This window comes from Rhodanobacter sp. UC4448_H15, from assembly GCF_052978265.1.
Map to the genome: position 1 here is coordinate 910,649 of NZ_CM129665.1, position 24,409 is coordinate 935,057.

21 protein-coding genes and 1 pseudogene are annotated in these 24,409 nt (G+C 70.8%); all 22 read left to right on the plus strand.

The genetic code is table 11. The features are described 5' to 3' along the window. Nucleotides 1-82: 82 nt before the first annotated feature. The 22 genes and pseudogenes from ACVCMI_RS03955 to ACVCMI_RS04060 all read left to right on the plus strand — a co-directional run bounded on the left by ACVCMI_RS03955 (nucleotide 83) and on the right by ACVCMI_RS04060 (nucleotide 24,407). Entirely contained in the window at nucleotides 83-1,528 is a 1,446-nt protein-coding gene (locus ACVCMI_RS03955) for a C2 family cysteine protease (protein WP_447097376.1), read from the plus strand. Nucleotides 1,529-1,771: 243 nt separating this feature from the next. After that, on the plus strand, nucleotides 1,772-2,047 hold the full coding sequence (locus ACVCMI_RS03960) for a hypothetical protein (RefSeq protein WP_395116168.1): 276 nt from the start codon (nucleotides 1,772-1,774) through the stop codon (nucleotides 2,045-2,047). Between the two features lie 37 nt (nucleotides 2,048-2,084). Continuing rightward, the gene (locus ACVCMI_RS03965) at nucleotides 2,085-3,602 is read left to right on the plus strand and encodes a phage tail sheath family protein (protein WP_447097375.1); all 1,518 of its coding nucleotides are present in this window, start codon (nucleotides 2,085-2,087) and stop codon (nucleotides 3,600-3,602) included. A 10-nt stretch (nucleotides 3,603-3,612) separates the two neighbouring features. Continuing rightward, nucleotides 3,613-4,140 carry a phage tail protein gene (locus ACVCMI_RS03970; RefSeq protein WP_447097374.1) on the plus strand — a complete coding sequence of 176 codons (528 nt, stop codon included), beginning with the start codon at nucleotides 3,613-3,615 and terminating at the stop codon, nucleotides 4,138-4,140. A 5-nt stretch (nucleotides 4,141-4,145) separates the two neighbouring features. Next, nucleotides 4,146-4,883: a T4 family baseplate hub assembly chaperone gene (locus ACVCMI_RS03975; RefSeq protein WP_447097373.1), complete on the plus strand. Its 738-nt coding sequence runs from the start codon at nucleotides 4,146-4,148 to the stop codon at nucleotides 4,881-4,883. Then, nucleotides 4,880-5,626 (plus strand): hypothetical protein, encoded by a 747-nt coding sequence (locus ACVCMI_RS03980; protein ID WP_447097372.1) that lies wholly within the window; start codon nucleotides 4,880-4,882, stop codon nucleotides 5,624-5,626. The genes ACVCMI_RS03975 and ACVCMI_RS03980 overlap by 4 nt, the downstream gene beginning before the upstream one ends. Further along, entirely contained in the window at nucleotides 5,623-6,867 is a 1,245-nt protein-coding gene (locus tag ACVCMI_RS03985; RefSeq protein ID WP_447097371.1) for a DUF4255 domain-containing protein, read from the plus strand. Before ACVCMI_RS03980 ends, ACVCMI_RS03985 begins: the two co-directional genes overlap by 4 nt. Continuing rightward, nucleotides 6,864-9,014 (plus strand): ATP-binding protein, encoded by a 2,151-nt coding sequence (locus tag ACVCMI_RS03990; protein WP_447097370.1) that lies wholly within the window; start codon nucleotides 6,864-6,866, stop codon nucleotides 9,012-9,014. Before ACVCMI_RS03985 ends, ACVCMI_RS03990 begins: the two co-directional genes overlap by 4 nt. After that, nucleotides 9,011-9,298 (plus strand): hypothetical protein, encoded by a 288-nt coding sequence (locus tag ACVCMI_RS03995; RefSeq protein WP_447097369.1) that lies wholly within the window; start codon nucleotides 9,011-9,013, stop codon nucleotides 9,296-9,298. Before ACVCMI_RS03990 ends, ACVCMI_RS03995 begins: the two co-directional genes overlap by 4 nt. Nucleotide 9,299: 1 nt before the next feature. Continuing rightward, the gene (locus tag ACVCMI_RS04000) at nucleotides 9,300-10,121 is read left to right on the plus strand and encodes a hypothetical protein (protein ID WP_447097368.1); all 822 of its coding nucleotides are present in this window, start codon (nucleotides 9,300-9,302) and stop codon (nucleotides 10,119-10,121) included. Nucleotides 10,122-10,134: 13 nt separating this feature from the next. Beyond that, complete coding sequence (locus tag ACVCMI_RS04005) at nucleotides 10,135-12,249, plus strand: eCIS core domain-containing protein (protein WP_447097367.1); 2,115 nt, start codon at nucleotides 10,135-10,137, stop codon at nucleotides 12,247-12,249. Nucleotides 12,250-12,301: 52 nt separating this feature from the next. Next, complete coding sequence (locus ACVCMI_RS04010) at nucleotides 12,302-12,958, plus strand: hypothetical protein (RefSeq protein ID WP_447097366.1); 657 nt, start codon at nucleotides 12,302-12,304, stop codon at nucleotides 12,956-12,958. Between the two features lie 22 nt (nucleotides 12,959-12,980). After that, a pseudogene (locus ACVCMI_RS04015) lies at nucleotides 12,981-13,064 on the plus strand (peptidoglycan-binding protein); the annotation flags it as partial. A gap of 45 nt (nucleotides 13,065-13,109) precedes the next feature. Then, on the plus strand, nucleotides 13,110-13,595 hold the full coding sequence (locus ACVCMI_RS04020) for a M15 family metallopeptidase (protein WP_447099491.1): 486 nt from the start codon (nucleotides 13,110-13,112) through the stop codon (nucleotides 13,593-13,595). A gap of 42 nt (nucleotides 13,596-13,637) precedes the next feature. Beyond that, the gene (locus ACVCMI_RS04025) at nucleotides 13,638-13,958 is read left to right on the plus strand and encodes a LysM domain-containing protein (RefSeq protein WP_447097365.1); all 321 of its coding nucleotides are present in this window, start codon (nucleotides 13,638-13,640) and stop codon (nucleotides 13,956-13,958) included. Beyond that, entirely contained in the window at nucleotides 13,951-15,087 is a 1,137-nt protein-coding gene (locus tag ACVCMI_RS04030) for a hypothetical protein (RefSeq protein WP_447097364.1), read from the plus strand. The genes ACVCMI_RS04025 and ACVCMI_RS04030 overlap by 8 nt, the downstream gene beginning before the upstream one ends. Next, the gene (locus ACVCMI_RS04035; protein ID WP_447097363.1) at nucleotides 15,084-15,590 is read left to right on the plus strand and encodes a phage baseplate assembly protein V; all 507 of its coding nucleotides are present in this window, start codon (nucleotides 15,084-15,086) and stop codon (nucleotides 15,588-15,590) included. Before ACVCMI_RS04030 ends, ACVCMI_RS04035 begins: the two co-directional genes overlap by 4 nt. 11 nt (nucleotides 15,591-15,601) lie before the next feature. Continuing rightward, complete coding sequence (locus tag ACVCMI_RS04040) at nucleotides 15,602-15,925, plus strand: hypothetical protein (protein ID WP_447097362.1); 324 nt, start codon at nucleotides 15,602-15,604, stop codon at nucleotides 15,923-15,925. 10 nt (nucleotides 15,926-15,935) lie between these two features. After that, nucleotides 15,936-16,295: a GPW/gp25 family protein gene (locus ACVCMI_RS04045; protein ID WP_447097361.1), complete on the plus strand. Its 360-nt coding sequence runs from the start codon at nucleotides 15,936-15,938 to the stop codon at nucleotides 16,293-16,295. Then, complete coding sequence (locus tag ACVCMI_RS04050) at nucleotides 16,292-19,063, plus strand: putative baseplate assembly protein (RefSeq protein WP_447097360.1); 2,772 nt, start codon at nucleotides 16,292-16,294, stop codon at nucleotides 19,061-19,063. The genes ACVCMI_RS04045 and ACVCMI_RS04050 overlap by 4 nt, the downstream gene beginning before the upstream one ends. Continuing rightward, the gene (locus ACVCMI_RS04055; protein ID WP_447097359.1) at nucleotides 19,060-22,176 is read left to right on the plus strand and encodes a putative baseplate assembly protein; all 3,117 of its coding nucleotides are present in this window, start codon (nucleotides 19,060-19,062) and stop codon (nucleotides 22,174-22,176) included. Before ACVCMI_RS04050 ends, ACVCMI_RS04055 begins: the two co-directional genes overlap by 4 nt. Next, a complete protein-coding gene (locus tag ACVCMI_RS04060) occupies nucleotides 22,173-24,407 on the plus strand; it encodes a hypothetical protein (RefSeq protein ID WP_447097358.1) in 2,235 nt (744 codons plus the stop codon). The genes ACVCMI_RS04055 and ACVCMI_RS04060 overlap by 4 nt, the downstream gene beginning before the upstream one ends. Nucleotides 24,408-24,409: the final 2 nt, after the last annotated feature.

Below are 24,409 nucleotides of genomic sequence, written 5' to 3' on the forward strand. Positions count from 1 at the left end.
ACGAATCCCGCCGAGCCGGCCCCGCGTCGCGATCGTGGCTTCCGGGCCGCGCAAGGCGCGCCACCTGGCCGGGGAGAACGAGATGGCAACGTCGAAAACCAGCAAGTCGAAAACCGCATCCAGCCGACCCCCTGCGCGGTCGGCATCGGCCCGTGCGCGCACCGCCGCGGCCAGCGGGGGACAAGGGCAGAACTGCGCGGTGATCAACCCCTACGCACTGGCCGAGCTGGTCGCCGGCCAGCCGATTCCGTGGAGCGAGGTTCCCGATGTGCCCCGCGTGCTGGAACAGGTGCTGGCCACGCCCTACGAGGAGCTGTTCGATCCCAAGTTCGGCGGCCCGCTCTACATCGGCATGGCACTGGACGCGAACCTCAAGCTGGTGCCGCAGCGCTCGCCGCTGCTCGACCTGCCACCGCGCGGCGAAGGCAACGACGCCACCGGCGGTGGCCTGGAGAGCGTCGACCAGTACGCCACGCTGGCCGCGCTGGCCAGGGCGGGCGCGCTGAAATCCATCCTGGATTGGCCGATCCTGTGCGCCGACCTGTCGCGCTTCGCGCGACTGCAAGTGGTGCTGCGATTGCCGCCGGCGCTGCGCGACTTGCAGCTGGGCAACGCGCTGTCCGCCGACGTGGTGCGTGCGATCACCGTCGACACCCATCTCGTCAAGCAACTGGCCGTCACTGGCTGGACGCCGCCGGGCGCGCACTGGGCCGCATCGGGCGACTTCTTCAACGAGACTGCCGAGTTCTTCGATCCGGTGCAGGGCGCCGTGGCCAATTGCTATTACATCGCGGCGCTGTCGGCGGTGGCCTGGGCCACGCCGTTCCGGCTGGCGCACCAGACCCGCGCCACCGGCCCCAGCCAGGCGCAGTTCAACGACCAGATCAGTTTCTGCGAGCCCGACTCCGGTGGCACCCTGGACCGCGCGATCCAGGTGACCGAAGCGGTGCCGTTGACCGCGGGCGGCTACCCGATCTACTGCCGCTCCAGCGAAAGCGGCGAGAGCTGGCCGGCCATCTACGAGAAGGCCTACGCCAAGCTCAAGACCGGCACCGCCACCGACATGCCCGACATCACCCAGACCGCCTGGGGCGATTGCGTGTGGGCCACCGCCCAACTCAACGGCGGCACGCGTCACTACTACAACACCGCCGACCACAGCGCCGACGAGCTGTGGCAACTGCTGCGCTCCAACTGCCTGTCGTATCGCACCTTCAATCCGATGACGGCGTGGACTTACTCGACCGGCGATGCGGCGCCCGACCATGTCGACTACGCCAGCGCCCATGTGGTGGGCTCGCACTGCTACACCGTGCTCGGCTGGGCGTACGCCCGGTGCCGGCGCTGGATCGTGCTGCGCAACCCCTGGGGCAACGCCGAGGCCACCGCCAGCGTGCTGGACGCCACCATCTCGATGTACGACGTGAGCTGGTGGCGGCCAATCACGCTGAAGACCACCGATGGCGTGTTCGCGATGGAGATCGGCGCGTTCAAGAAATACTTCGCCGGTTTCGGCACAGCCCATTGAACGCGCCGTGCCCGCCCTCCGCACCAGTCCGAAGCCTGCGCCGCGTCTGCCCCGTGGCAAGCGGCGCGGGAGAAGCAACCGGGCAAACCGGGTGCAATCGTTCGCGCTGCGCCTCGGGGCCGGGTCAGTCCTGACCCGGTCGCAGCGCCGCCGGCGGGGCCGCGGCCCGGCGCCATGCCGTTTTCACGCCGGCGGCCACTGGCACACTCGTTGCCAGAGTCGACGCAGATGCGGGATGTCGCCATGACCAAGCCCTCGACTAGCGGGTCCCCGGCAAGCGATGACGACGAGATTCGCCATTCGGTGCTGGCGTATCTGCAGGATCACCCGCGCGCGGCAGACACCTTGCGCGGCGTCGTCAACTGGTGGTTGCCGCAGCAGCGCTACGAGAACAGCCGCCAGCGCATCGAGCAGGTGCTGTCGGCGCTGGTGGCGGAGGGCCTGCTGCATCGCGACCGGCTCCCCGATGGCGAGGTGTTGTACGCGTTGAACGAGCACCGGCGACCGCCGCCGCATTGATCGCCACAGGGGTTTTCACTTTCGGAGGACCGATCCCATGCCATCTGCGCTCACCTATCCGGGCGTCTACATCGAGGAAATTCCCAGCGGCGTGCGCACCATCACGGGGGTGGCCACGTCGATCGCGGCGTTCGCCGGCTGGGCGCCGCGCGGGCCGACCGGGCGCGCCGCCCTGGTGCTCGGCTACGCCGACTTCGCGCGCCAGTTCGGCGGCATCGACAGCCGCAGCCTGCTCGACTACGCGGTCAACCAGTTCTTCGCCAACGGCGGCCAGCAGGCTTACATCGTGCGCCTGGTCGACGCCAGCGCGAAGGCGGCCAAGGTCACCCTCGACGGCAAGCTGCTGCTTGCCGCGAGCAGCGAAGGTCTCTGGGCCAACGACTTCGCCGTGGTCATCCGGAAGTCGAGCTTCGACGCCAGCCGGTTCCGCCTGAGCGTGGTGAACTGGCAGCTCGACCCTGCCGGCGTGGCGGTGGAGACGTTCGACAACCTGTCGATGAAGGCCGACGACGCCCGCTTCGTCACCAGCGTGCTGGCCGCGCAGTCCGCCTACGTCACGGCTGCGGTGCAGGGTGGAGCCACCGATCCGCCCGCGGATACCGCGGCCGGCAACATTCCCGACGGCGCGAAGCTGGCCGGCGGCGCCGACGGCACGGTGCTGGCGCCGAACGACCCCGCGTTCGAGACCGCGCTGCTGCCGCTGTCCGGCACCGGTGGTCTGTACCAGCTCGATCGCGTCGACCTGTTCAACCTGCTGTGCGTGCCCGGCGAAACCGGTACCGGCACGATCTCCGCCTTGCAGAAATTCTGCCGCGATCGCCGCGCGTTCCTGATCGCCGACAGCGCCGATGGCACCACCTTCGACACGCAGAAGGACGGCCCCGGCGACATCACCGGCGACGACGCGATCAACGCCGCGTTCTACTACCCGTGGATCATCGCCGCCGATCCGCTGCAGCAAAACCGGCCGCGCGCGTTCCCGCCCAGCGGCTTCGTGGCCGGCATCTACGCGCGCACCGACGCAGCGCGCGGCGTGTGGAAGGCGCCCGCCGGCAGCGAGGCCAGCGTGACCGGCGCGCTCGGCGTCGGCACCGTGCTCACCGATGGCGAGAACGGCGTGCTCAATCCGCGGGCGATCAACTGCATCCGCAACTTCCCGGTCTACGGCACCGTGGTGTGGGGCGCACGCACCCTGCAGGGCAACGACGAACGCGGCTCGGAGTGGAAGTACGTGCCGGTGCGGCGCACCGCACTGTTCATCGAGGAGAGCCTGTATCGCGGCACCCAGTGGGTGGTGTTCGAGCCGAACGACGAACCGCTGTGGTCGCAGATCCGCCTCAACGTGGGCGCCTTCATGCAGAACCTGTTCCGCCAGGGCGCGTTCCAGGGCAAGACGCCGAACGACGCGTACTTCGTGAAGTGCGACAAGGAAACCACCACGCAGAACGACATCAACCTCGGCATCGTCAACATCGTGGTCGGCTTCGCGCCGCTCAAGCCCGCCGAGTTCGTGGTCATCCAGCTGCAGCAGATGGCCGGCCAGATCCAGTCTTGAGGAAACCACCATGGCTCAGTTCAGCGTCAATGCGCAGCGCTTCGATCCGTACAAGAACTTCAAGTTCCGGGTGAAGTGGGATGGCCGCTACGTGGCCGGCATCAGCAAGGTGTCGGGCCTGAAGCGCACCACCGAGGTGGTCAAGCACCGCGAGGGCGGCGACCCCAGCAGTACGCGCAAGTCGCCGGGGCGCACCGAGTACGAGGCGATCACCATCGAGCGCGGCGTCACCCACGACACCGAGTTCGAGAAGTGGGCGAACAAGGTGTGGAACTTCGGCGCCGGGCTCGGCGCGGAAGTCTCGCTGAAGGACTTCCGCAAGGACCTGATCCTCGAGGTCTACAACGAGGCCGGCCAGCTCGCGCTCGCCTACAAGCTGTACCGCTGCTGGGTCTCGGAGTACCAGGCGATGCCCGACCTGGACGCGAACGCGAACGCGGTGGCGATCCAGCACCTGAAGCTGGAGAACGAGGGCTGGGAGCGCGACGTCGGTGTGTCGGAGCCGGCCGAGCCGAGCTTCACCGTACCCGCCGGCTGAGCGCCATGCACACGCCCACGCCCGCGCAGCTGCTGCAGGTCTGGGAACGCGGGGGCGAGCCGTCCGCCGCGGCACGCGGACTGTTGCTGCTTGGCTGCAGCTGCGACGACGAAGCTTCTGTCGATGCACTGGCGGCGATGCCGCTGGGTCGGCGCGACGCGCGGCTGCTCAAGTTGCGCGAGCGCCTGTTCGGCGCCGCGATCGACGCGGTGGCGGCGTGCCCGCAATGCGCGGCCACGGTCGAGGCGACGTTCCGCTGCGATGACCTGCGGCTGCCGGATGCGGACGCCGCCGCCTCCACGCTGGAGCACGCCGCGCACGGCATCCGCGTGCAGTTCCGCCTGCCCGACAGCCGCGACCTGCTGGCGCTGGAAAGCTGCGGCGATGGCGGGGCCGCGCGTGCGCTGCTGCTCGAACGTTGCGTGCTCGCCGTGCAGCATGGCGGCGAATCGCTTGAGCCTCGCGGTTTGCCGCACGAGCTGCAGGCACAGATCGCGCAGGCGATGGCGCAGGCCGATCCGCAAGCCGACCTGCAACTGGCCTTCCGCTGCCCGGACTGCGGCCACGAATGGCAGCCGCTGTTCGATATCGCGCGCTTCCTGTGGCAGGAGCTGCACGCCTGGGCGCTGCACATGCTGCGCGAGGTGGACACGCTGGCCGCCAGTTACCACTGGGCGGAGGCCGACATCCTCGCGCTGAGCCCCCGCCGCCGCCAGGCCTACCTGGAGCTGTGCGCGCCATGAGCGATTTTCTCGACCGGCTGGCGGCACGCGCGATCGGCAGCGGGGCGGCGCTGGCGCCACGGCTGCCGTCGCTGTTCGAACCGCTGCAGCGCGCGCCGGTCACGCCGCCGGCCGACGAGAGCGAGGCGCTCGCGCGCGCTCGCGAGGCGAGCCCGGCAGTGCCGCCAGTGCCGGATGTCGCACCGCCACCGCGCGCGCCGACCCATGCGCGCGAGTCGATCGAGCCACGTGCCGCCCGCGTCGCGCCGGTGGAGCACCCGGCGTTGCCGACGACGGCAGGCACCGCCGCCGATGTACCGCACGCGCCGATGCCGTCGCCACCGCGCGCGGCCTCGCCGGTGCGCGCCATCGGCGCCGAACAGGCCAGCACGCCGCCCACGCCGGAACGTCCGGCGGTCACTTCCTCGTTCGCCTTCCCGCGCCCGCCGCGCGTGGCGCGCACTCGCCGGGAAGCCGCATCGACGCCCGCACCGAACGGCGTCTTGCTGCCTGCACCAGCACCGGTGTTTGCCGCGACCGGTGCGACATCCACGCGATCCGAACGCGCCGTCGCCGCGCGGGCCGCCGCCGCGCGAGCCGAAGGCAAGGCCGATGCAGCGCGCGAGCCGGTGGTACACGTCAGCATCGGCCGGCTCGAAGTGCGCGCCACGCCGGCGGCTGCCGCGCCGCCGCGTCGTCGCGACGGCCCGCAGCCGGGCAGCCTCGACGACTACCTGCGCCAGCGCGGCAAGGCCTCGCCATGAGCAACGTGCTGGCCATCGCCGCGACCACGCGCACGCTGCGCAACCTGCTGCTGGCGCAGATGCCCGTGCTGGATGCGGAACTGAGCGACCTGGAGGTGACCCTGCAGCCGCCCGACGTGGCGCGCAAGGGGATCAGCAAGGCGCAGCTCAACCTGTTCCTGTACCAAGTGGTGGCCAACGCGGCCTGGCGCAACCTCGACCTGCCGGGGCAAGTGCGTCCCGGCGAGACCGCGCCGCCGCCGCTCGCGCTGAACCTGCATTACGTGATCACCGCCTGGGGCCGCGGCGAGAACGACAACGACGCGCTCAGCCACCGCGTGCTGGCCGCCGCGATGAGCACCCTGCACGACCGCGGCGTGCTCGACGGCAACGACATCCGCAACGCGCTGCCGGACAACGACCTGGCCGGCCAGATCGAGCGCGTGCGCGTCACCCCGCTGCCGCAGAGTGTGGACCAGCTGTCCCGGCTGTGGACCGCGTTCCAGACCAACTACCGCGCCTCGGCCGTCTACGAGGCGGCGGTGGTGCTGATCGACAGCCAGGCGGCGATGCGTGCGCCGCTGCCGGTGCTGCGGCGCGGCGCGCAGGACCGCGGCGTGATCGCCACCGCGTCCGCCGCCGCGGTGCTGGATGCGCTCGACTACCCGCGCCATCAGGCTGCCGTGCGCCTTGGCGAGGACATCGTGCTGAACGGGCGCCAGCTCGCGACGGATCACGCGCTGGCCCGCTTCAGCAGCCTGCGCCTGGACGCACCGATCGATATCGCGCCGCGACCCGGCGACGCGGCCGGCAGCTTGCGCGTGCATCTCGCCGACACCGCCGACGATGCCGATGCCGTCGCGCGCTGGACGCCGGGCATCTACACCGTGGCCCTGTTGGTGCAGTCGCCGGGACTGCCGCCGCTGCTCAGCAACGAGCTGCCGCTGGTGCTGGCGCCGCGCATCACGCTCGGCTCGCTCGCCGCCGCGGCCGGCGACTTCGCCTTGAACCTGACCTGCACCCCGCGCATCCGCGACGGCCAGCGCGTGTTCCTGCTGTTCGGCGATCGCCTGCTGGCGCCGGCCAGCCTCGGCAACCCGGCCGACACGCACCAGCCGACCGCACTGGTCTTCCAGCTCACCGGCGTGGCCGCGGGCAGGTACACCGTGCGCCTGCGCGTGGACGGCGCCGACAGCATCCCGGTCGACTTCAGCGGCAGCGTGCCCGCGTTCGCCGCGGACCAGCAGGTGGTCGTGTCATGAACGACTACGCGCCGTGGCTGGAAGCGAACGACCGCTACCTCGCCGGTGCGCTGGCCGAGCTGCGCGCGCGGCTGGAACGCGCCGCGCAGCGGCACGACACGCCGCCGGCCGCACCGGCGGCGGCCACCGCGCTGATGGAATCCGCGCCGGCGGTGAGCGCGCCGGCCGGGCCCAAGCATTCCTGGGTCGCGCGGATCTTCAGCGGCCAGCACGCACCGCCGCCGCTCGCAGCGGCGGCTGCCGACGAACCGCCCGCCGCCCGACCGCTCGTCGCCGCGGTGCCGGACGACGGCGTGGCCGCTGCCGCACCGGACGACGACGAGGGCGGCCACACCCCGGCGCTGGCCGTGCTCGCGAACCGCCTCGGCCTGTCCACGTTCGAGCGCGACGTGCTCCTGCTGTGCGTCGGCATGGAACTGGACACGCGTTTCCCCGCGCTGTGCGCGCAGGCCCAGCACGATCCGGCGCGGCCGTATCCCACCTTCGCGCTGGCCTTCGCCGTGCTCGATGCGCCGAGCTGGGACGCGCTGTCGCCGCAGCGGCCGTTGCGCTACTGGCGCCTGCTCGACATCCACCAGCCCGGTGCGCAGCCGCTGATCGGCGCGGCGCTGAGTGCCGACGAGCGCGTGGTGAATTTCGTCAAGGGCATGAACTACCTGGACGACCGGCTGACGCCGCTGCTCACCGCCTTGCCGCCGGCCACGCTGCCGCCGTCGCAGCAGGCGATCGCCGATCAGCTGCTGGACAGCCTGCACCACGTGCCGCCGGGCGAGCCGCTGCCGCTGGTGCAACTGCTCGGCAGCGACAGCGTCAGCAAGCAGGCGATCGCGCAGGCCATCGCCGCCGCGTTTGGCGCGCAGGCCTATCGCTTGTCGGCGGAGCTGCTGCCGGCCGCGGTCGCCGAACAGGAAACCCTGCTGCGGCTGTGGCAGCGCGAGAGCCAGCTGCTGCCGCTGGCGCTGTACCTCGACGCGGCCGAGGTCGAACACGGCGACGCCACTGCCGCATGGGTCAAGCGTTTCCTCGCGCGCACCGGCGGGCTCGCCTTCGTCGACGCGCGCGAGCCGTGGGCGGGTGCGGCCACGCAGGCGCTCAGCGTCGACGTGGCCAAGCCCACCGCCATCGAGCAACGTTCGCTGTGGCAGCGCCTGCTCGGCGACGCCGCCGGCGCGCAGCCGCAGCAGCTGGCCGGCCACTTCGATTTCAACCTGGGCAGGATCGAGCAGATCGCACACGCTGCGCTGGCAGCGGCCGAGGACAAGCCCGCCGCGCTGGCGCCGACGCTGTGGCAGGGCGCACTGGCGCATACGCGACCGGCATTGGATCAACTCGCCCAGCGGATCGAGCCGAAGGCCGGCTGGGACGACCTGAAACTGCCCGACAGCGAGAAGGCCCTGCTGCGCCAGATCGCCGACCAGGTTGCCCAGCGCACCACCGTCTACGACGACTGGGGTTTCCGCCAGCGGATGAATCGCGGGCTGTCGATCAGCGCGCTGTTCACCGGCGAGAGCGGCACCGGCAAGACCATGGCGGCGGAAGTGCTGGCGCAGGAACTCGGCCTGTCGCTGTACCGCATCGACCTGTCGGCGGTGGTCAGCAAGTACATCGGCGAGACCGAGAAGAACCTGCGCAAGCTGTTCGACGCGGCCGAGGGCGGCGGCGCGATCCTGTTCTTCGACGAGGCCGACGCGCTGTTCGGCAAGCGCAGCGAAGTGAAGGACAGCCACGACCGCTACGCCAACATCGAGGTGAACTACCTGCTGCAGCGGCTGGAGTCGTTCCGCGGGCTGGCGATCCTGGCCACCAACATGAAGGGCGCGCTGGACAGCGCGTTCCTGCGCCGGCTGCGCTTCGTCATCAACTTCCCGTTCCCCGGCACGGCCGAACGCCGCGCGATCTGGGCCTCGGTGTTCCCGGCGCAGGCGGCGGTGGGCGCGCTGGACTTCGACCGGCTGGCGCGGCTCGCACTCACCGGCGGCAGCATCCAGGGCATCGCGCTCAACGCGGCATTCATGGCGGCCAAGGCTGGCGTGTCGATCGGCATGCCGCTGCTGCTGGATGCCGTGCGCACCGAATACCGCAAGCTGGACAAGCCGATCAACGAAGCGGACTTCCGCTGGCTGGAAAGCGCCGGAGGCAAGCCGTGAGCATCGAGCTGCACATCGAGCGGCTGGTGCTGGACGAGGCGCTGCTCGGCGGCGAACGCGCGGGCAACGTGCGTGCCGCGCTCGAAGGCGAGCTGGCCCGCTTGCTGACGCGGCCAGGCGCGGTCGACGCGCTGCGCGGTCTCGGCGCCGTGGCCACGCTGCCGCCGGCGAGGCTGCCGACTGCCAGCGATCCGCACGAGCGCCTCGGCCCGCGCATCGCCACGGCGGTGCAGCACGGCCTCGGCATCACGCCCGCCGCGCGCGTCGCGGGCAAGGAGCATTGACATGAAAGCGATCCCCAAACCCCGTCCCGACGGCATCGTGCGTTTCGGCAAACGGAAGGCCAGACGCGACGACCGCAACCTGATGTTTGCCGCCTTGCTGAAGGCGCCGCCCGTGCTGCCGGCCGAGTACGACTTCGACGTCGTGCACCACGGCATCCCCACGCCGATGTTCGGCAACGACCAGTACGGCGACTGCGTGATCGCCGGCCGCGCGCACCAGACCCTGCGCTTCGAGAAGGCCGAACAGAACAAGCTGATCGCGATCAGCGACAAGGACGTGCTGCACGAATACTTCGGCGAAACCGGTGGAGCGGACAGCGGCCTGGTCGTGCTCGATTCGCTGAAGAAGTGGCGCAGCAAGGGCTGGCTCGCCGCGAAGCGGCGCTACAGGATCAAGGCCTTCGCGCAGATCGACCAGGGCAAGCGCAGCGAGGTCAAGCGCGCGGTGTTCATGGATATCGGCGTCGGCCTCGGCTTCAGCCTGCCCGACGCGGCGCTGACCCAGTTCTATGCCGGCAAGCCGTGGGCCGTGGTAAGCGGCAAGGCCGGCCAGCCGAACCCGCGCAACGGCCACTACGTCTACGTGCCCGGCTACACGAAGAGCGGCCCGGTCTGCGTCACCTGGGGCCGCAAGCAGCAGATGAGCTGGGCCTTCCTCGTCAAGTACTGCGACGAAGCCTACGCGGTCATCGACGCGATCGACACCGCGAAGAAGAAGCGCGGACTGGATGCGGGCAAGCTCGACGCCTTCCTCGCCGGGTTGCGCAAGACGAAGCGGGCGGCGAAGAGGGCGGCTGCGCGCACCGGAGGCGGACGTGGCTGAGCGCAGCGCCAGCATGGCGGCGGCGCAGGTGGCCCCGGCAACCGCCTTCGTGCTGCAGCGGAAGTGCGGCTGTGGCCGGCATGTGCCGGGCGGCGGAACGTGCGCCGAATGCGCCCGCAAGCGCCATCCCTTGCAACGCAAGGCCGGGCCATCCCTCGCGTCCGGCACCCAGGCACCGGACGCGGTGCTGGCCGTGTTGCGTTCGCCCGGAACGCCGCTCGATCCGGCCGCCCGCCAGTACATGGAGCCGCGGTTCGGCCGCGATTTCTCCGCGATACGCGTGCATGCCGACGACAGTGCGGCGGCTTCGGCCAGGGCCGTGGGCGCGCTGGCATACACCGTGGGGCAGCACATCGTGTTTGCCGAGGGGCAGCTCGCCCCGCGCTCCGCCGCGGGGCGCCGCCTGCTGGCGCACGAGCTGACGCATACCCTCCAGCAGGGCACGTCACCGGCGTCGTTGAGTCCCCGGCTCGCCGTCGGTGCGGTGGATTCGAGCGCCGAAATCGAGGCGGATCGCGTTGCCGACCGGGTGGTGACCGGTGCCGCCGTGCCAGCCGTACGCGCCGCGCCTTCCGCCGCCTTGCAGCGCCGGCCCGGACCGACGCTGGCCGACACGCCGGATGTCGCCGACGCCGAACCGGATTTCAAATCGCCGCAACTGCGAGGCGGTCGCGGGCGTGCTGCCAGCGTCGATGGCGGAAAGCGTGGCGACGACCAGGTCGTCATTCGCATCATCCGCTATCTGTGTGCCTGCGCCGGAAGCAACGTCACGCGCACGAGGGCATCCGCGCAGCTGACCCCGAATCCCGGCGTGACGCTGGAGATCTGCAGCGGCAAGGTCACCGCGCGGGTCACTGGCGACATCGTTCCCAAGACTCTCACGACGGGTACGGCGAAGGTCGGCGTGGACGTCAACGTCGCAGGCAACGTGAATGTCGGCGTGCAGGGGCAGGTGCAGAACACCGGCAAGGAACCGCAGGCCGGCGGTTCGGCGGATGTCCGCGTCAAGCTGCCGAACGGCGGCCAGATCGGCGGCAGCGGGGGAGTCCTGAAGGGAACGCAGTCGGGAAAACTGGACATACAGGCGGGGGCCGGCTACGAAACGCCGGGTGGCACCAGGATCGGCGTTCAAGTAACCGATACGCCGGGCGGCCCCTTCACGATCACCGGTGGCGTGGGCGGAAATCTTCCCGGCCAAACCGTCAGCGACCAGACCTGCCGCGAATGCCGCTGCCCGGTTTCCTACCAGTGCTACGAGGACATTCCACCGCGCGATGTCCAGGAGCCGGTCACCGTGGATGTCGTGCAGCGTGGCCGGTTGCGCTACTACTTCAGTCTGGACAGCGACCGCGACACGCTTGATCCGCAGTTGAAGGGAGAGTCGAAGCACACCCTCGATGAGGTAGCGCAGCAGGTCGCGGCGGGAAGCCAGGTCAATTCCATCAGTGGCTATGCCTCGCCGGAAGACAACCGCGAAAAGCCCGAGCCGAACCAGAAGCTCTCGCTGTCGCGCGCACGGCGCCTGCGCGACCTGCTGGCCCAACGGCTCGGCCCGCGCGTCCCGCTGCCGGCGCCGATGGCCGGTGGCGAACTGCTCGGTCGCGTGCCGACGATCGCGCCGGGCAGCAGCCTTGCCGACGCCCTGCGCGACGTGGGCTTCGGCGATGCGGAAGACGTCACCCAGTTCCTAGTCGGCGGCGACATCCCCAACCCCCGGCTTGCCGATCAGTTCCTTGGCCTGCTCGATCGCGTCACCGACCCGGGTGAGCGGTTGAAGCTGTTCGGCGTGGCCGCCGATTCACCGGCGGCACCGAAGCTGCTGGCCGCGATCGAACAATTCCGCAGGAACCGGGGCCGGGGGCGTCGCCCATGGGAAGGCATCTTCGGCTACCTGCGCTACGCGACGGTCGAACTCGACACCACGCACAAGGAACAACGCATGGAGCAGCACCGGACCAGTGGCTCGCTCACCCCCATGAACGAGGCGGCCTGCAAGCCCCATTCGCGCCAGGCGGAGGACGCGGGCAAGTTCGGCCCGGCCGAGAGGGAGCCGGACAGGAATGCCGATTGTCCCCTGGGCGAACCACGCAACCAGCCGGAGACCGCAAAGCAATGCAACTACGACTGACTCTGCATGGGCCGGGCCGGCTGGACCGCTTGCCTGGCTGCGGCGGCCAGCCATGAGCACCTTCCCCGGCTCCCCGCGCATTCTCAAGGGCGGCATCGTGCTGATCGACGCGGCCAGCTCGGCGGTGCTGCGGGTGATAGCGCTGCAGTACAACCCCGATTCGCTCACGCGCTCGCTGCAGGTGCAGGCGGTCAGCGCGGATGGCGGCGATCGTTCCGAGGTGCTGCGCCTGAAGGGGCCGCCGGTGGAGACGCTGAAGCTGGAGGCGGAGATCGACGCCACCGACCAGCTGGAATTTCCGGAGCAGAACGGCGGGGTCGCCGAGTCCGGCATCTTCGCCCAGCTGGCGGCACTGGAAACCATGGTCTACCCGCGCAGCGGGCAACTGCGCGCGAACGATGTGCTGGCGCAGATCGGCACGCTGGAGATCGTGCCGATGGAGACGCCGCTGGCGCTGTTCGTGTGGAGCAAGTCGCGCATCCTGCCGGTGCGCGTCACCGAGTTCGGCGTCACCGAGGAAGCGTTCGACGCCGCGCTGAACCCGATCCGCGCCAAGGTCAGCCTGGGCTTGCGCGTGCTGTCGGTGAACGACGTGCCCTCCGGGCACAAGGCCGCCAGCCTGTTCATGAGCTACCTGCAGCAGAAGGAGCGCCTGGCCGGCGGCGCGGGCGGCCAGCTGTCCGCGCTCGGCTTGAGCGGCGTGCCGTGAATACCCCGCGAACACATCGGAGAGCGACATGCGTATCGAGGAAATGATTGCCGCCGTACAGCAGGCCCTCGGCGTGGAGGTGGACGGCAAGGCCGGCCCGCAGACCTGGGGCGCGATCTACGCGCGGCTGGTGGACAAGAAGATCGATCAGATGAAGCCGGCCGAAGCCGTTTCGCCGGTGGACGATCGCAGCGAGAAGGTGATCGCCACGCTGCTGCCGCAGGTACGCCCGATTGCGCGCGCCCTGGTGCAGAAGGCGGCTGCTGCGGGCATCAGCATCCGCGTGATCAGCGGCTTGCGCAGCTACGAGGAGCAGGCGGCGTTGTATGCGCAGGGGCGCACGGCGCCGGGGAAGAAGGTGACCAACGCCCGCGCCGGCTACTCCAACCACAACTTCGGCATCGCCTTCGACATCGGCGTGTTCGAGGGCAACCGCTACCTGCCGGAGTCGCCGAAGTACAAGGCCGTCGGCGCGCTGGGCATGGACCTGGGCCTGGAGTGGGGCGGCAACTGGAAAACCATCGTCGACCAGCCGCACTTCCAGTTGCGACCCGCCTGGGCGGCGGACGAAAGCGAACAGCAGATGCTGGCCGAGCTGCGATCCCGGAGGGATCGCGGCGAGGCGGTGTACGCCTGACGGAACCGGGTCGATCGACACGCCCGCGACGGAGAAGCCTCCATGACCTCGAATTTCCCGCCCACCAGCCGCTACGCGCTGACGCCCACGACCAGCCTCGTGCGCGCCGACGGCAGCATGGTGACGTACCTGAAGCGCCGCTTCGTGCCGCCGCCGGAAAGCCTCGCCCTGCTGCAGTGGCATCGCGTGGTGCAGGGCGAGCGGCTGGACAACATCGCGGCGAAGTACCTGGGCGATCCCGAACAGTTCTGGCGGCTGTGCGACGCGAACCGCGCGCTGCGCCCGGACGAGCTGACCGGGACGATCGGGAAAGAGCTGCGCATCACCTTGCCCGAAGGCATCCCGGGGGTGCCGCATGCTTGAAGGCGTGCACCTGACGCTGTTGGTCGGCCCGGTGGTGCCGGTGCCGGTGCCGCAGCTCGTGCTGGATGCGCTCACCCGGGTCGAGGTGAACGCGCCGGACGAGGCGGCCGGTGCGTTCACCCTGCAGTTCACGCTGAGCGTGCAGTCGCCGCTGCACACGCTGTTCCTGCTCTCGGGTGGCGGCGTGGTGCCGCTGCTGCGGGTGATCGTGGTGGTCACCGTGAACGGCATGCCGCAGGTGCTGATCGACGGCGTGGTGACCCGCACCGAAGTGGTGCCCGGCGCGGACCAGCGCCACACCACCTTGCAGGTCACCGGCGACGACCTCACCACGGTGATGACCAAGCTCGAATTCTCCGGCCTGCCCGGGGTGCCGTACCCGGCGATGCCGGCCGAGGCGATCGTGGCGCTGCTGCTGGCGAAATACGCCTTCCTCGGCATCGTGCCGCTGGTGATCCCCAGCATCGCGATGGACGTGCCGATCCCGACCAACCGCATCCCGACCCAGCAGGGCAGCGACCTGGAGTACATCCGCCTGCTGGCCGAGCGCGTGGGCTACGTGTTCTATCTCGATCCCGGTCCGGCGCCGGGCATGAGCATCGCGTACTGGGGGCCCAAGGTGAAGGTGGGCGTGCCGCAGCCGGCGCTGAACGCGGACATGGACGCGGCCAGCAACGTCGACGAGCTGAGCTTCAGCTACAACGGCAACGCGCGGCAGTTGCCGGTCGTCTACATCCAGAACGAGCAGACCAAGGTGCCGCTGCCGATTCCGATCCCGGATGTCGGCCCGCTGAATCCGCCGCTGGGGCTGGTCGATCCGCCGCCGCAGCAGTTCCGACCGCTGGACGAGACCGCGAAGTATTCGCCGCAGCGCGCGATGCTGCTGGGCATGGCCGAGGCGGCAAAATCGGCCGACACCGTCACCGGCCGTGGCAGCCTCGACGTGGTGCGTTACGGCCGCGTGCTGAAGTCGCGCCAGCTGGTCGGCGTGCGCGGCGTGGGGCCCGCATTCGACGGCCTGCACTACGTCAGCCAGGTGCGTCACACGATCAGGCGCGGCGAGTACAAGCAGAGCTTCGAGCTGTCGCGCAAGGGACTGGTCTCCGCCGTGCCGCTGGTGCTGCCATGAACAAGTTCTTCGGCAAGTACCGCGGCACCGTGATCCAGAACGTGGACCCGGAACAGCGCGGCCGCATCCAGGCGATGGTGCCGGACGTGTCCGGGCTGATCCCGTCGAGCTGGGCGATGCCGTGCGTGCCGATCGCCGGCAAGCAGAGCGGCGTGTACGTGGTGCCGCAGATCGGCGCCGGCGTGTGGATCGAGTTCGAACAGGGCGATCCGGATTATCCGGTATGGGTCGGCGGCTTCTGGGGCAGCGCGGCGGAAGTGCCCGCGCTGGCCTTGGCCGGCAATCCGGCCAGCCCGAGCGTGGTGCTGCAGTCGGGTCTGCAGAACACCATCTCGATCAGCGACGTGCCGGGGCCGGCCGGCGGCATCCTGATCAAGAGCGTCACCGGCGCGATGATCATGGTCAACGAGGTCGGCATCACGATCTCCAACGGCCAGGGCGCCACCATCGTGCTCGCGGGGCCGACGGTGACGGTGAACAACGGCGCATTGGTTGTGACCTAGGGAGATGCGCGATGCCGGGCTTCCTCATCCATGTCGGCGCCAGCGTGCTCTGCTCGCACGGCGGCCAGGCGCAGGCCACCGCACCGAATCCGCGCGTCACCGTCAGCGGCCAGCCCAGCGTGACGATGCCGGCGCCGTGGCTGGTTGCCGGCTGCGCGCTGCCGCCACCACCGGCGGCGAACGGGCCATGCGTCAGCGCGCAGTTCGTCACCGCCGCCACCCGTGTCGCTTCCAACGGACAGCCGCTGCTGCTCATCGACAGCCAGGCGATCTGCGCGCCGACCGGCACGCCGCTGCTGATCGTCGCCAGCCAGACGCGCGTCACCGCGATGTGAGGGTCCCATCATGAACCTGGACTACCCGTTCCATTTCGACCCCCGCGGCCGCGTCGCGGAAACCGGCGACGACGAGCACGTGCGCGAGATGATCGAGCAACTGCTGTTCACCAGCCCGGGCGAGCGGGTGAACCGGCCCGACTTCGGCAGCGGCCTGCTGCAGCTGGTGTTCGCGCCGAACAGCCCGGAGCTGGCCGCTGCGCTGCAGTTCACCTTGCAAGCGGCGTTGCAGCGCTGGCTGGGCGATGTGATCGACGTGGGCAAGCTCGAAGTCAGCAGCGAGGACGCCACCCTGCGCGTCGACCTCAGCTACACCGTGCGCGCCAGCGGCGACACGCGCAGCGACAGCTTCGTGCGGAGCCTGCCATGAACCGCGCGAACGTCCATGCGAGTCTCGGCACGATCGGCTGCGCGCCGCTGCCGGCCTGCAGCGTGCCGGCGCGGCGCGAGAAGCTGCGGCTGGCCGGCACGCTCAACGGCATCGACTACGTCGAGGTCGGCGACGACGGCGTCAGCCTGTGCGTGCATTTGTTCGGCGAGATCCCGCAAGGTCTCGGCGTGACCAACGTGCGCATCAGCGGCGGCGACCGCATCACCGGGCTGCGCGTGCTCAGCGTGAACCCCGAGCTGGAACCGGACATGCACGATGACGCCTGCCTGCGCATCGTGCTCGACCGCGAAGGCGACCACACCGCGTACTGCCTGTGCCTGGTGGATGCGGCCTCCGGCAATGACCCGGCGAGCTGGCATGCCTATCCCGGCTTCGATCCGCGCTATGCCTGCGTCCCGCTGCACTTCCGCCTGGACTGCGCGAAGACGCTGGACTGCGCCGACGAGACGCCGTGCGTGTCGCCACCGTCGCCCGCGCCGGAGATCAACTACCTCGCCAAGGATTACGCCAGCTTCCGCCAGCTGTTCCTCGACCGCCTCGCGCTGGACATGCCGGCGTGGCAGGAGCGTCACGTGCCGGACCTCGGCATCGCGCTGGTGGAGACGCTGGCGTATACCGCCGACTACCTCAGCTTCTACCAGGACGCGGTCGCCACCGAGGCCTACCTCGGCACCGCGCGCAAGCGCATCTCGGTGCGCCGGCATGCGCGGCTGGTGGATTACCGCATGCACGAGGGCTGCAACGCGCGCGCCTTCGTCACGCTGGCCTCGAGCAACGACCTGAGTCTGGACCTCGCCAACCTGCTGTTGCTGGTGCCGCCGCCGGGGCAGGGCCATCCGCAACCCGGCGTGATCGACGCGATTCAGCTCGACGCGGCGCGTGCGCAGGGTGCGCTGATCTACGAGCCGATGCCGCTGGATGGCATGACCACGTTCGACGTGGTCGCCGCGCACAGCGCGATCCGGCTGCACAACTGGGGCGACGAGCTGTGCTGCCTGCCGCGCGGCAGCACGCGGGCGACCCTGGTCGATGCGCCGCCGCCCCCGACGACGCCACCGGCTGCATCGGCGCCGCCCTCGGCACTCGCGGCAGCGAACGATTCCGCACCGGTTGCCTTGGCTGCCATCGCAACGCAGCGGGCGCTGAAGCTCGCGGTAGGCGACCTGTTGATCTTCGAGGAAGTGTTGGGGCCGCAGACCGGCAATCCGGCCGATGCCGATCCCGCGCATCGGCACGCGGTGCGCCTCACGGACGTCCGGACGTCCGTCGATCCGCTGGACGGCACGCTGCTGCTGGAGGTGGCGTGGGATGCCTGCGACGCGCTGCCGTTCGACCTGTGCCTGTCGGTGCGCACGCCGGCGCCGGACTGCGCGTGGCTGCACGACGTCAGCCTGGCGCGCGGCAACGTGCTGCTGGTCGACCACGGCGAGCACCTGCGCGGGCAGTGCACGTCCAGCGCCATCTGCACGCCGAGCGGTGAGGATGGCGACTATCCCGGCCTCGCCGCCGCGCTCGCCGCGATGCCGGATGCCTGCACGCGCTGCGCCGCGCTGGCCGAGGATTGCTGGCTGGTGCCGGGCGACACGCAGTACGGCTGCTGCCGTTGCGACGACGCGGTGCCCGACGTGCGCCGTCCGCCGTCCGACACCGGCCACGTGCTGCCGGATGCGCCGTTGACCTGGGCCGAGCCGCTGCCGCCGCACGCGCCGGTGTGCAAGCTGCTGGCGCGCGATCCGCGCCTCGCGCTGCCGCAGCTCGTCGTGCATGGCGGCGCCTTGGCCGACTTGCTGGTGGACGGCACGCCCGACCCGCGCTGGCGCTGGTGGCCGCAGTACGACCTGCTGGAAAGTGGCCCGGACGACCGCCACGTCGTGGTCGAGATCGACGACGACGGCGCCGCGCACCTGCGCTTCGGCGACGGAGTGCTCGGTGCACAGCCGCAGGCTGGCGACTTCTTCCGCGCCGCCTCGCGCATCGGCAACGGCCCGGCCGGTAACGTCGGGCGCGACAGCATCGTGTGGCTGGCGCTGAAATCGGGCGTGCTGTCCGCCGACCTGGTGCCGCGCAATCCGCTGCCGGCCAGCGGCGGCACCGCGCCGGAAAGCCTGGCCGAGGTGAAGCTGTACGCGCCCGGCGCATTCCGCGCCAACCCGCTGCGCGCGATCGTCGCCGACGACTACGCGAGTTTCGCCGCGCGCGCATCGGAACTGCAGGGCGCCGCCGCCGCGCTGGAGTGGAGCGGCAGCTGGTACGCCGCCGACGTGGCGCTCGATCCCCTGGGCCGCGAAGACCTGCCGGCGGGCCTGGCGCGGCGCATCCGCGCACAACTGGAGCGCTACCGCCGCATCGGCCACGACGTCGAGGTGCATGCCGCCCGCTACGTGCCGCTGCGCATCGCACTGTTCGTCTGCGTGCGGCCGGATTTCCTCGTCGCCCACGTCGAGGCCGCGCTGCGCGACCGCTTCAGTTCGGGCCTGCGCCGCGACGGCACGCCGGGCTTCTTCCATCCGGACCGGCTCAAGCTGGGCGCGCCGGTGTTCGCCAGCGCACTGCTGGCCGAGGCGCAGGCGATCGCCGGCGTGTCCCACGTCGAGGTGTCGTGCCTGGCGCGCGCCGACGATGCGACCGACAGCGTGCCCGACGACGGCGTGCTGCGGCTGGCCGCGCGCGACATCGCCCGCGTCGACAACGACCCGGATCATCCCAATCACGGCAGCATCCGCTTCACGCTGGGAGGTGGCCGATGAGCTGCTGCAGCGCCTGTGGCAAGCACGCCTGCGCCTGCGGTTGCGGCGCGATCGCCGGTACGCCGTTGCCGCTGGCCAACCGGCCGGGGCTGGACGCGCTGAATTACCGCGTCGGCCGCTACGCCGATTTCCGCGCCACCATGCAAGCCGGCTTGAGCGACGCCGTCCTGCCGGCGCTGGCTGGGCTGCGCACGCGCGCAGCGGACGACCCGGCGATGGCTCTGCTCGACGCCTGGGCGGTGGGTGCCGACGTGCTGAGCTTCTACACCGAGCGCATCGCCAACGAGGCCTACCTGCGCACCGCCACCGAGCGCCGCTCGGTGCTGGAGCTGGCGCGGCTGCTCGACTACCGCCTGCGCCCCGGCGTCGCCGCCAGCGTGTACCTCGCCTATACGGTGGAAAAGGATTCGCCGCCGGTGACCATCCCTGCCGGCGCGCGCGCGCAATCGGTGCCCGCGCCCGGCGAGCAGATGCAGACCTTCGAGACCGCCGAGCCGCTGGATGCGCGCTACGAATGGAACGCGCTCAGGCCGCGGCTGACGCTGCCGCAGGACATCACGCTCGACAACGTGGCCACGCTGGACGCGCTGTGGGTGGCCAGCACGGCCACCGGCCTGAAGCCGAACGATCGGCTGCTGTTCCTGTTCGGGGAACTTCCCGCCTGCGTGCCGGTGGTTCGTCAGGTGCAGTCGATTGAAGTACAGCAGCAGAGCGGGCGCAGCAGGCTGGTGCTGCAGCCGTTCGGCGCATTGCAGGGGCAGATCGTGGCGGCGGCGAAAGTGGCGGTCGCCGCGTTGTCCGGCGGCACGTCATTGCGCGACCGGATCGAAAGGCTCTACCGCGGCTTGCTGCTCGGCGGCGGCGACGTCGGCAGCGTCAACCGTCTGCTGGGAAGCTTCGGCCTGGAGGTGGGGAATCTTGCCGGTGGCCCGGCGCCGGCGCAGGCGTTCCTGCTGGCCGTGGTGAAGGCGTTTGGCGGCGACGGCGCCGTCAGCCCGCCGCCGGCGGGCGGCTTCGGTGCGCTGTTCGGCGCGTTGACGCGGCAAGCCACGCTGCAGCCGGCCAACAGCTTGCGCCTGCAACGCAGCGTCGCCGCGGCGCTGGGCAAGGCCAGCGATGCGCGGCCGCAACTGCTGCTGAAATTCGCGCCGCAGCTGCATGACACCTTCTACCGTGCCTGGGCCAGCATGCCGCAGGGCGAGCCTTCGCCGGCCCTGAACGGCGTGTACGCGCTGCGCCTGGCCGCGCCGCTGTTCGGCTACAACGCGCCGCGCATCATGGGGCTGGGACTGAATGACGACCCCGCCACCAAGGGCACCGTGCCCTACGTCTCCAGGCCCGACGGCGACTGGGATGCCATCGCGGACGGCGGCGAGGAGGACGACCTCGTGCAGCTCGACAACGCCTACGACGGCGTGCAGGCGGGCAGCTTCCTGCTGATCCAGTCGGGGCGCTACGGGCCGCCGGTCGTCGCGCAGGCCAGGCGCGTACAGGTGCATCCGCGCAGTGCCTACGGCATCAGCGGCAAGACCACCGGGATCGAATTGGTCAAGCCGGATGCGGACACGTCCGTGTGGCAGGCGCCGAGCATGTCGACCCTGCGTGCCACGCAGGTCCACGCACAAAGCGAGTCGTTGCCGCTGGCCGAGCTGGTGATCGGCGACGAGGTCGGCGCGCTCGTCGCCGACGGCAGCCCGCGCAGCACCGGCGACAGCGCCACCCGGCTCACTCTCGATGGCGCCGTCGACGGCCTCGAGGCCGGCCGCTGGGTGATCGTCGAGGGCCGCCGCAGCGACGTGCCGGGCACCGACGCGGTAAGCGCCGCCGAGCTGGTGATGCTGTCCGCAGTGGAGCAGGGCGTGGACGCGAACCTGCCCGGCGACACCGTGCACAGCACCCTGGTGTTCGCCAACGCGGGGCTGGCCTATCGCTACGCGCGCGACAGCATGACGGTGCGCGCCAACGTAGTGCGCGCCACCCACGGCGAGAGCCGCCGCGAGGTGCTGGGCAGCGGCAGCGGCGCGGCGTCGATGCAGGCCTTCGTGCTGAAGCAGCCGCCGCTGACCTGGGTGTCGGCGGCCACGGTGGATGGCGTGCAGAGCACGCTCACGCTGCGCGTCAACGACCTGCAATGGCACGAGACGCGCAACCTCGCCTTCGTCGGCGCGAACGACCGCCGCTTCGTCACCGCCACCGACGACGACGGCAGGACCATCGTGCAGTTCGGCGACGGCGTGCACGGCGCGCGCCTGCCCACCGGCATCGAGAACGTCGTCGCAACGTACCGCAACGGCATCGGCGCGCCGGGCAACGTACGCGCGGGGCAGGTCAGCCTGCTGGCGACGCGGCCGCTGGGCGTGAAGGAGGTGATCAACCCGCTGCGCGCCTCCGGCGGCGCCGACGCGGAGACGCGCGACCAGGCGCGCCGCAACGTGCCGCTGGCAGTGCTGGCGCTGGACCGGCTGGTCTCGGTGGCGGACTACGCCGACTTCGCACGCACGTTCGGCGGCGTCGGCAAGGCGGCGGCAGTCAAGCTGGGCAACCTGGTGCAGGTGACCATTGCCGGCGCCGCCGATGCGCCGATCAATGCTACCTCCGATCTTTGCCGCAACCTGCTGCAGGCGCTGCGGCGCTACGGCGATCCGTCGCTGCCGGTGCGGCTGGGCGTGCGCGAGCTGCTGGCGCTGACCGTGAGCGCGAAGGTGGGGCTGCTGCCCGATTTCGCCTGGGAGTCGGTCGAGCCGGCGCTGCGTGCGGCGCTGCTGGATGCGTTCGGCTTCGAGCGGCGCGCGCTGGCGCAGAGCGTCTACCTCAGCGAACTGGTCGCCTGCGTGCAGGCCGTGCGCGGCGTGGCCTGGGTGGACGTGGATGCGTTCGGCAGTCTCGACGAGGCCACCTTGCTGGCCGGCTTCGGTGTGGGCGGCGACAACGGCAAGGCGGGCGACACGACCGCGCTGGCGTCACATGCCGCCTCGACAGCCAGCACGGTGCCGCCGCGCGTGCCGGTGCGGCCGGCCCGCTACGACGAGCACGGCATGTTGCGTCCGGCGCAGCTCGCCTATCTGCCGCCGAACGTTCCCGACACCTTGCTGCTGCAGGAGGCCACGCCATGAGCGCGCGTCCCGATCGCCTGTACGACCTGCTGCCGGTGGTCTACCGCATGCGCGACGCGGAGCAGGGCTGGCCGCTGCGCGACTTCCTGCGCGTGCTGACGCGCCAGGCCGACGTGCTGGAGCAGGACATCGCGCGGCTGTACGACAACGCCTTCATCGAGACCTGCGACGACTGGGTGGTGCCGTACATCGGCGACCTGCTCGGTTATACGTTGCTGCCGGAAGCGGCCACGCTGGGTGAGGACGGGTGCCGCGACGCCCGCCTCGGCCGCGTGCTGGCGCCGCGCGCCGACGTGGCCAACACGATCGACGCGCGGCGGCGCAAGGGCACGCTGTCGCTGCTGGAAGACCTGTCGCGCGATGCCGCCGGCTGGCCGGCGCGTGCGGTGGAGTTCTATCGCCGGCTCGGCTGGATGCAGCATCTCGACCACCAGCATCCACACCGCGGCGGCACCGCCGACCTGCGCGATCCGGGCCGGCTGCAACGCATCGGCTGGGTCGACGGCGCGTTCGATCCGTTTGCGCACAGCGTGGACGTGCGGCGCCTGGGCAGCGCGCAGCGGCGCGGCCGCCACAACGTCCCTGCGGTGGGCGTGTTCGCCTGTCGCCTGCGCAGCTATCCGGTGACGTGCACGCCGGCGTACTGCATCGAGGAGCGCGGCCCGCAGTGTTTCAGCTTCAGCGTGCTGGGCAACGACACGCCGCTGTTCCAGCGTCCGGTCGCGGAAACCGAACCCACGCACATCGCCGACGAGCGCAACCTGCCATTGCCGCTGCGCCGCTGGCAGTTCGCCGAACGCGGCCCGCTGGCCGATTACGCCAGCGTGTCGGCCGAACTCTACGGCGAGGGACGCAGCGTGGAAGTGTGGGCGCCGGACTGGCCGGCGAAAGGCCAGGGTGTGCCGGTGCCGCGTGAGCTGCTGGTACCGGCCGACCTGTCCGGCTGGCGCGGGCAGGTGAAGCGCGGGCGCGTGGCGGTCGACCCCGAGTGCGGCCGCCTGCTGTTTCCTGCCAACCAGCGGCCGAAGCGCGGCGTATGGGTGAGCTACCAGTACGGCTTCGCTGGCGATCTCGGCGGCGGCGAATACGCGCGGGTCACGCCGGAGCTGGAAGGCGCCACGCGCTACGTGGTGCACGCCGCGCGGCGGGATCGCGCGGCGAACGTCGGCTGGCCGGCCGGCCACTTCGGCAGCATCGCCGACGCCTTGGCGGCGTGGGCCGCAGCCAAGGCGGCCACGCCGGTGTTGCGCGCGCTGGTGATCGAGCTGGCGGAGAGCGGCGTGTACGAAGGCAGCGTCGAACTGCAGCTCGACGCCGGCGAGGCGATCCAGCTGCGTGCGGCCGAACGCACGCGGCCGGTGCTGCGCCTGCTCGACGTGCGTGCCAGCCAGCCGGACGCGCTCAGCGTCAGCGGTCGCGCCGGCAGCCGAGTGCTGCTGGACGGCTTGCTGATCGTGGGCCGCGGCATCGAGGTGCACGGGCCGGACGAGGAATCCGCTGCTGGCGGCGACCTGTGCGAGCTGCTGATCCGCCACTGCACGCTGGTGCCGGGCTGGGCGCTGCACTGCGACTGCGACCCCAAGCGCCCGGGCGAACCCAGCGTCACGCTCGACGGCACGCGCGCGGCGCTGCGTGTCGAGCACAGCATCCTCGGCGCGATCATGGTGATCAGCCCCGAGCGCCGCGGCGAGCCGCCGCCGCTGGAACTGTGCGACAGCATCCTCGACGCCACCGGCATGGAGCGCGTGGCGCTGGGTGCGCCGGACGAGGCGGTGGCGTACGTCGAGGCCAGCTTCCGCCGCTGCACGGTGATCGGCGAAGTGCAGGCGCATGGCATCGCATTGGCCGAGGACTCGATCTTCGCCGGTCCGCTGCGCGTGCTGCGCCGGCAGCAGGGCTGCGTGCGCTTCTGCCACGTGGCGGACGGTTCGCGCACGCCGCGTCGCTTCCATTGCCAGCCCGATCTGGCGCTGGCCGCGGTGGCGCCGGAGCAGCGCGTGCACGAACGGCTGCGCCTGGTGCCGCAGTTCCGCAGCTGGCGCTACGGCACGCCGCACTACCTGCGCCTGGCCGACGGCTGCTGCGCGGAGATCCGCCGCGGCGCGTCCGACCGTTCGGCGATGGGCGTCTGGCACGACCTGTACGAGCCGCAGCGCGAGGCGAACCTCGCGGCGCGGCTGGCCGAATACGTTCCGGCGGGCACGGACGCCGGCATTCTTTTCGCGAGTTAGGA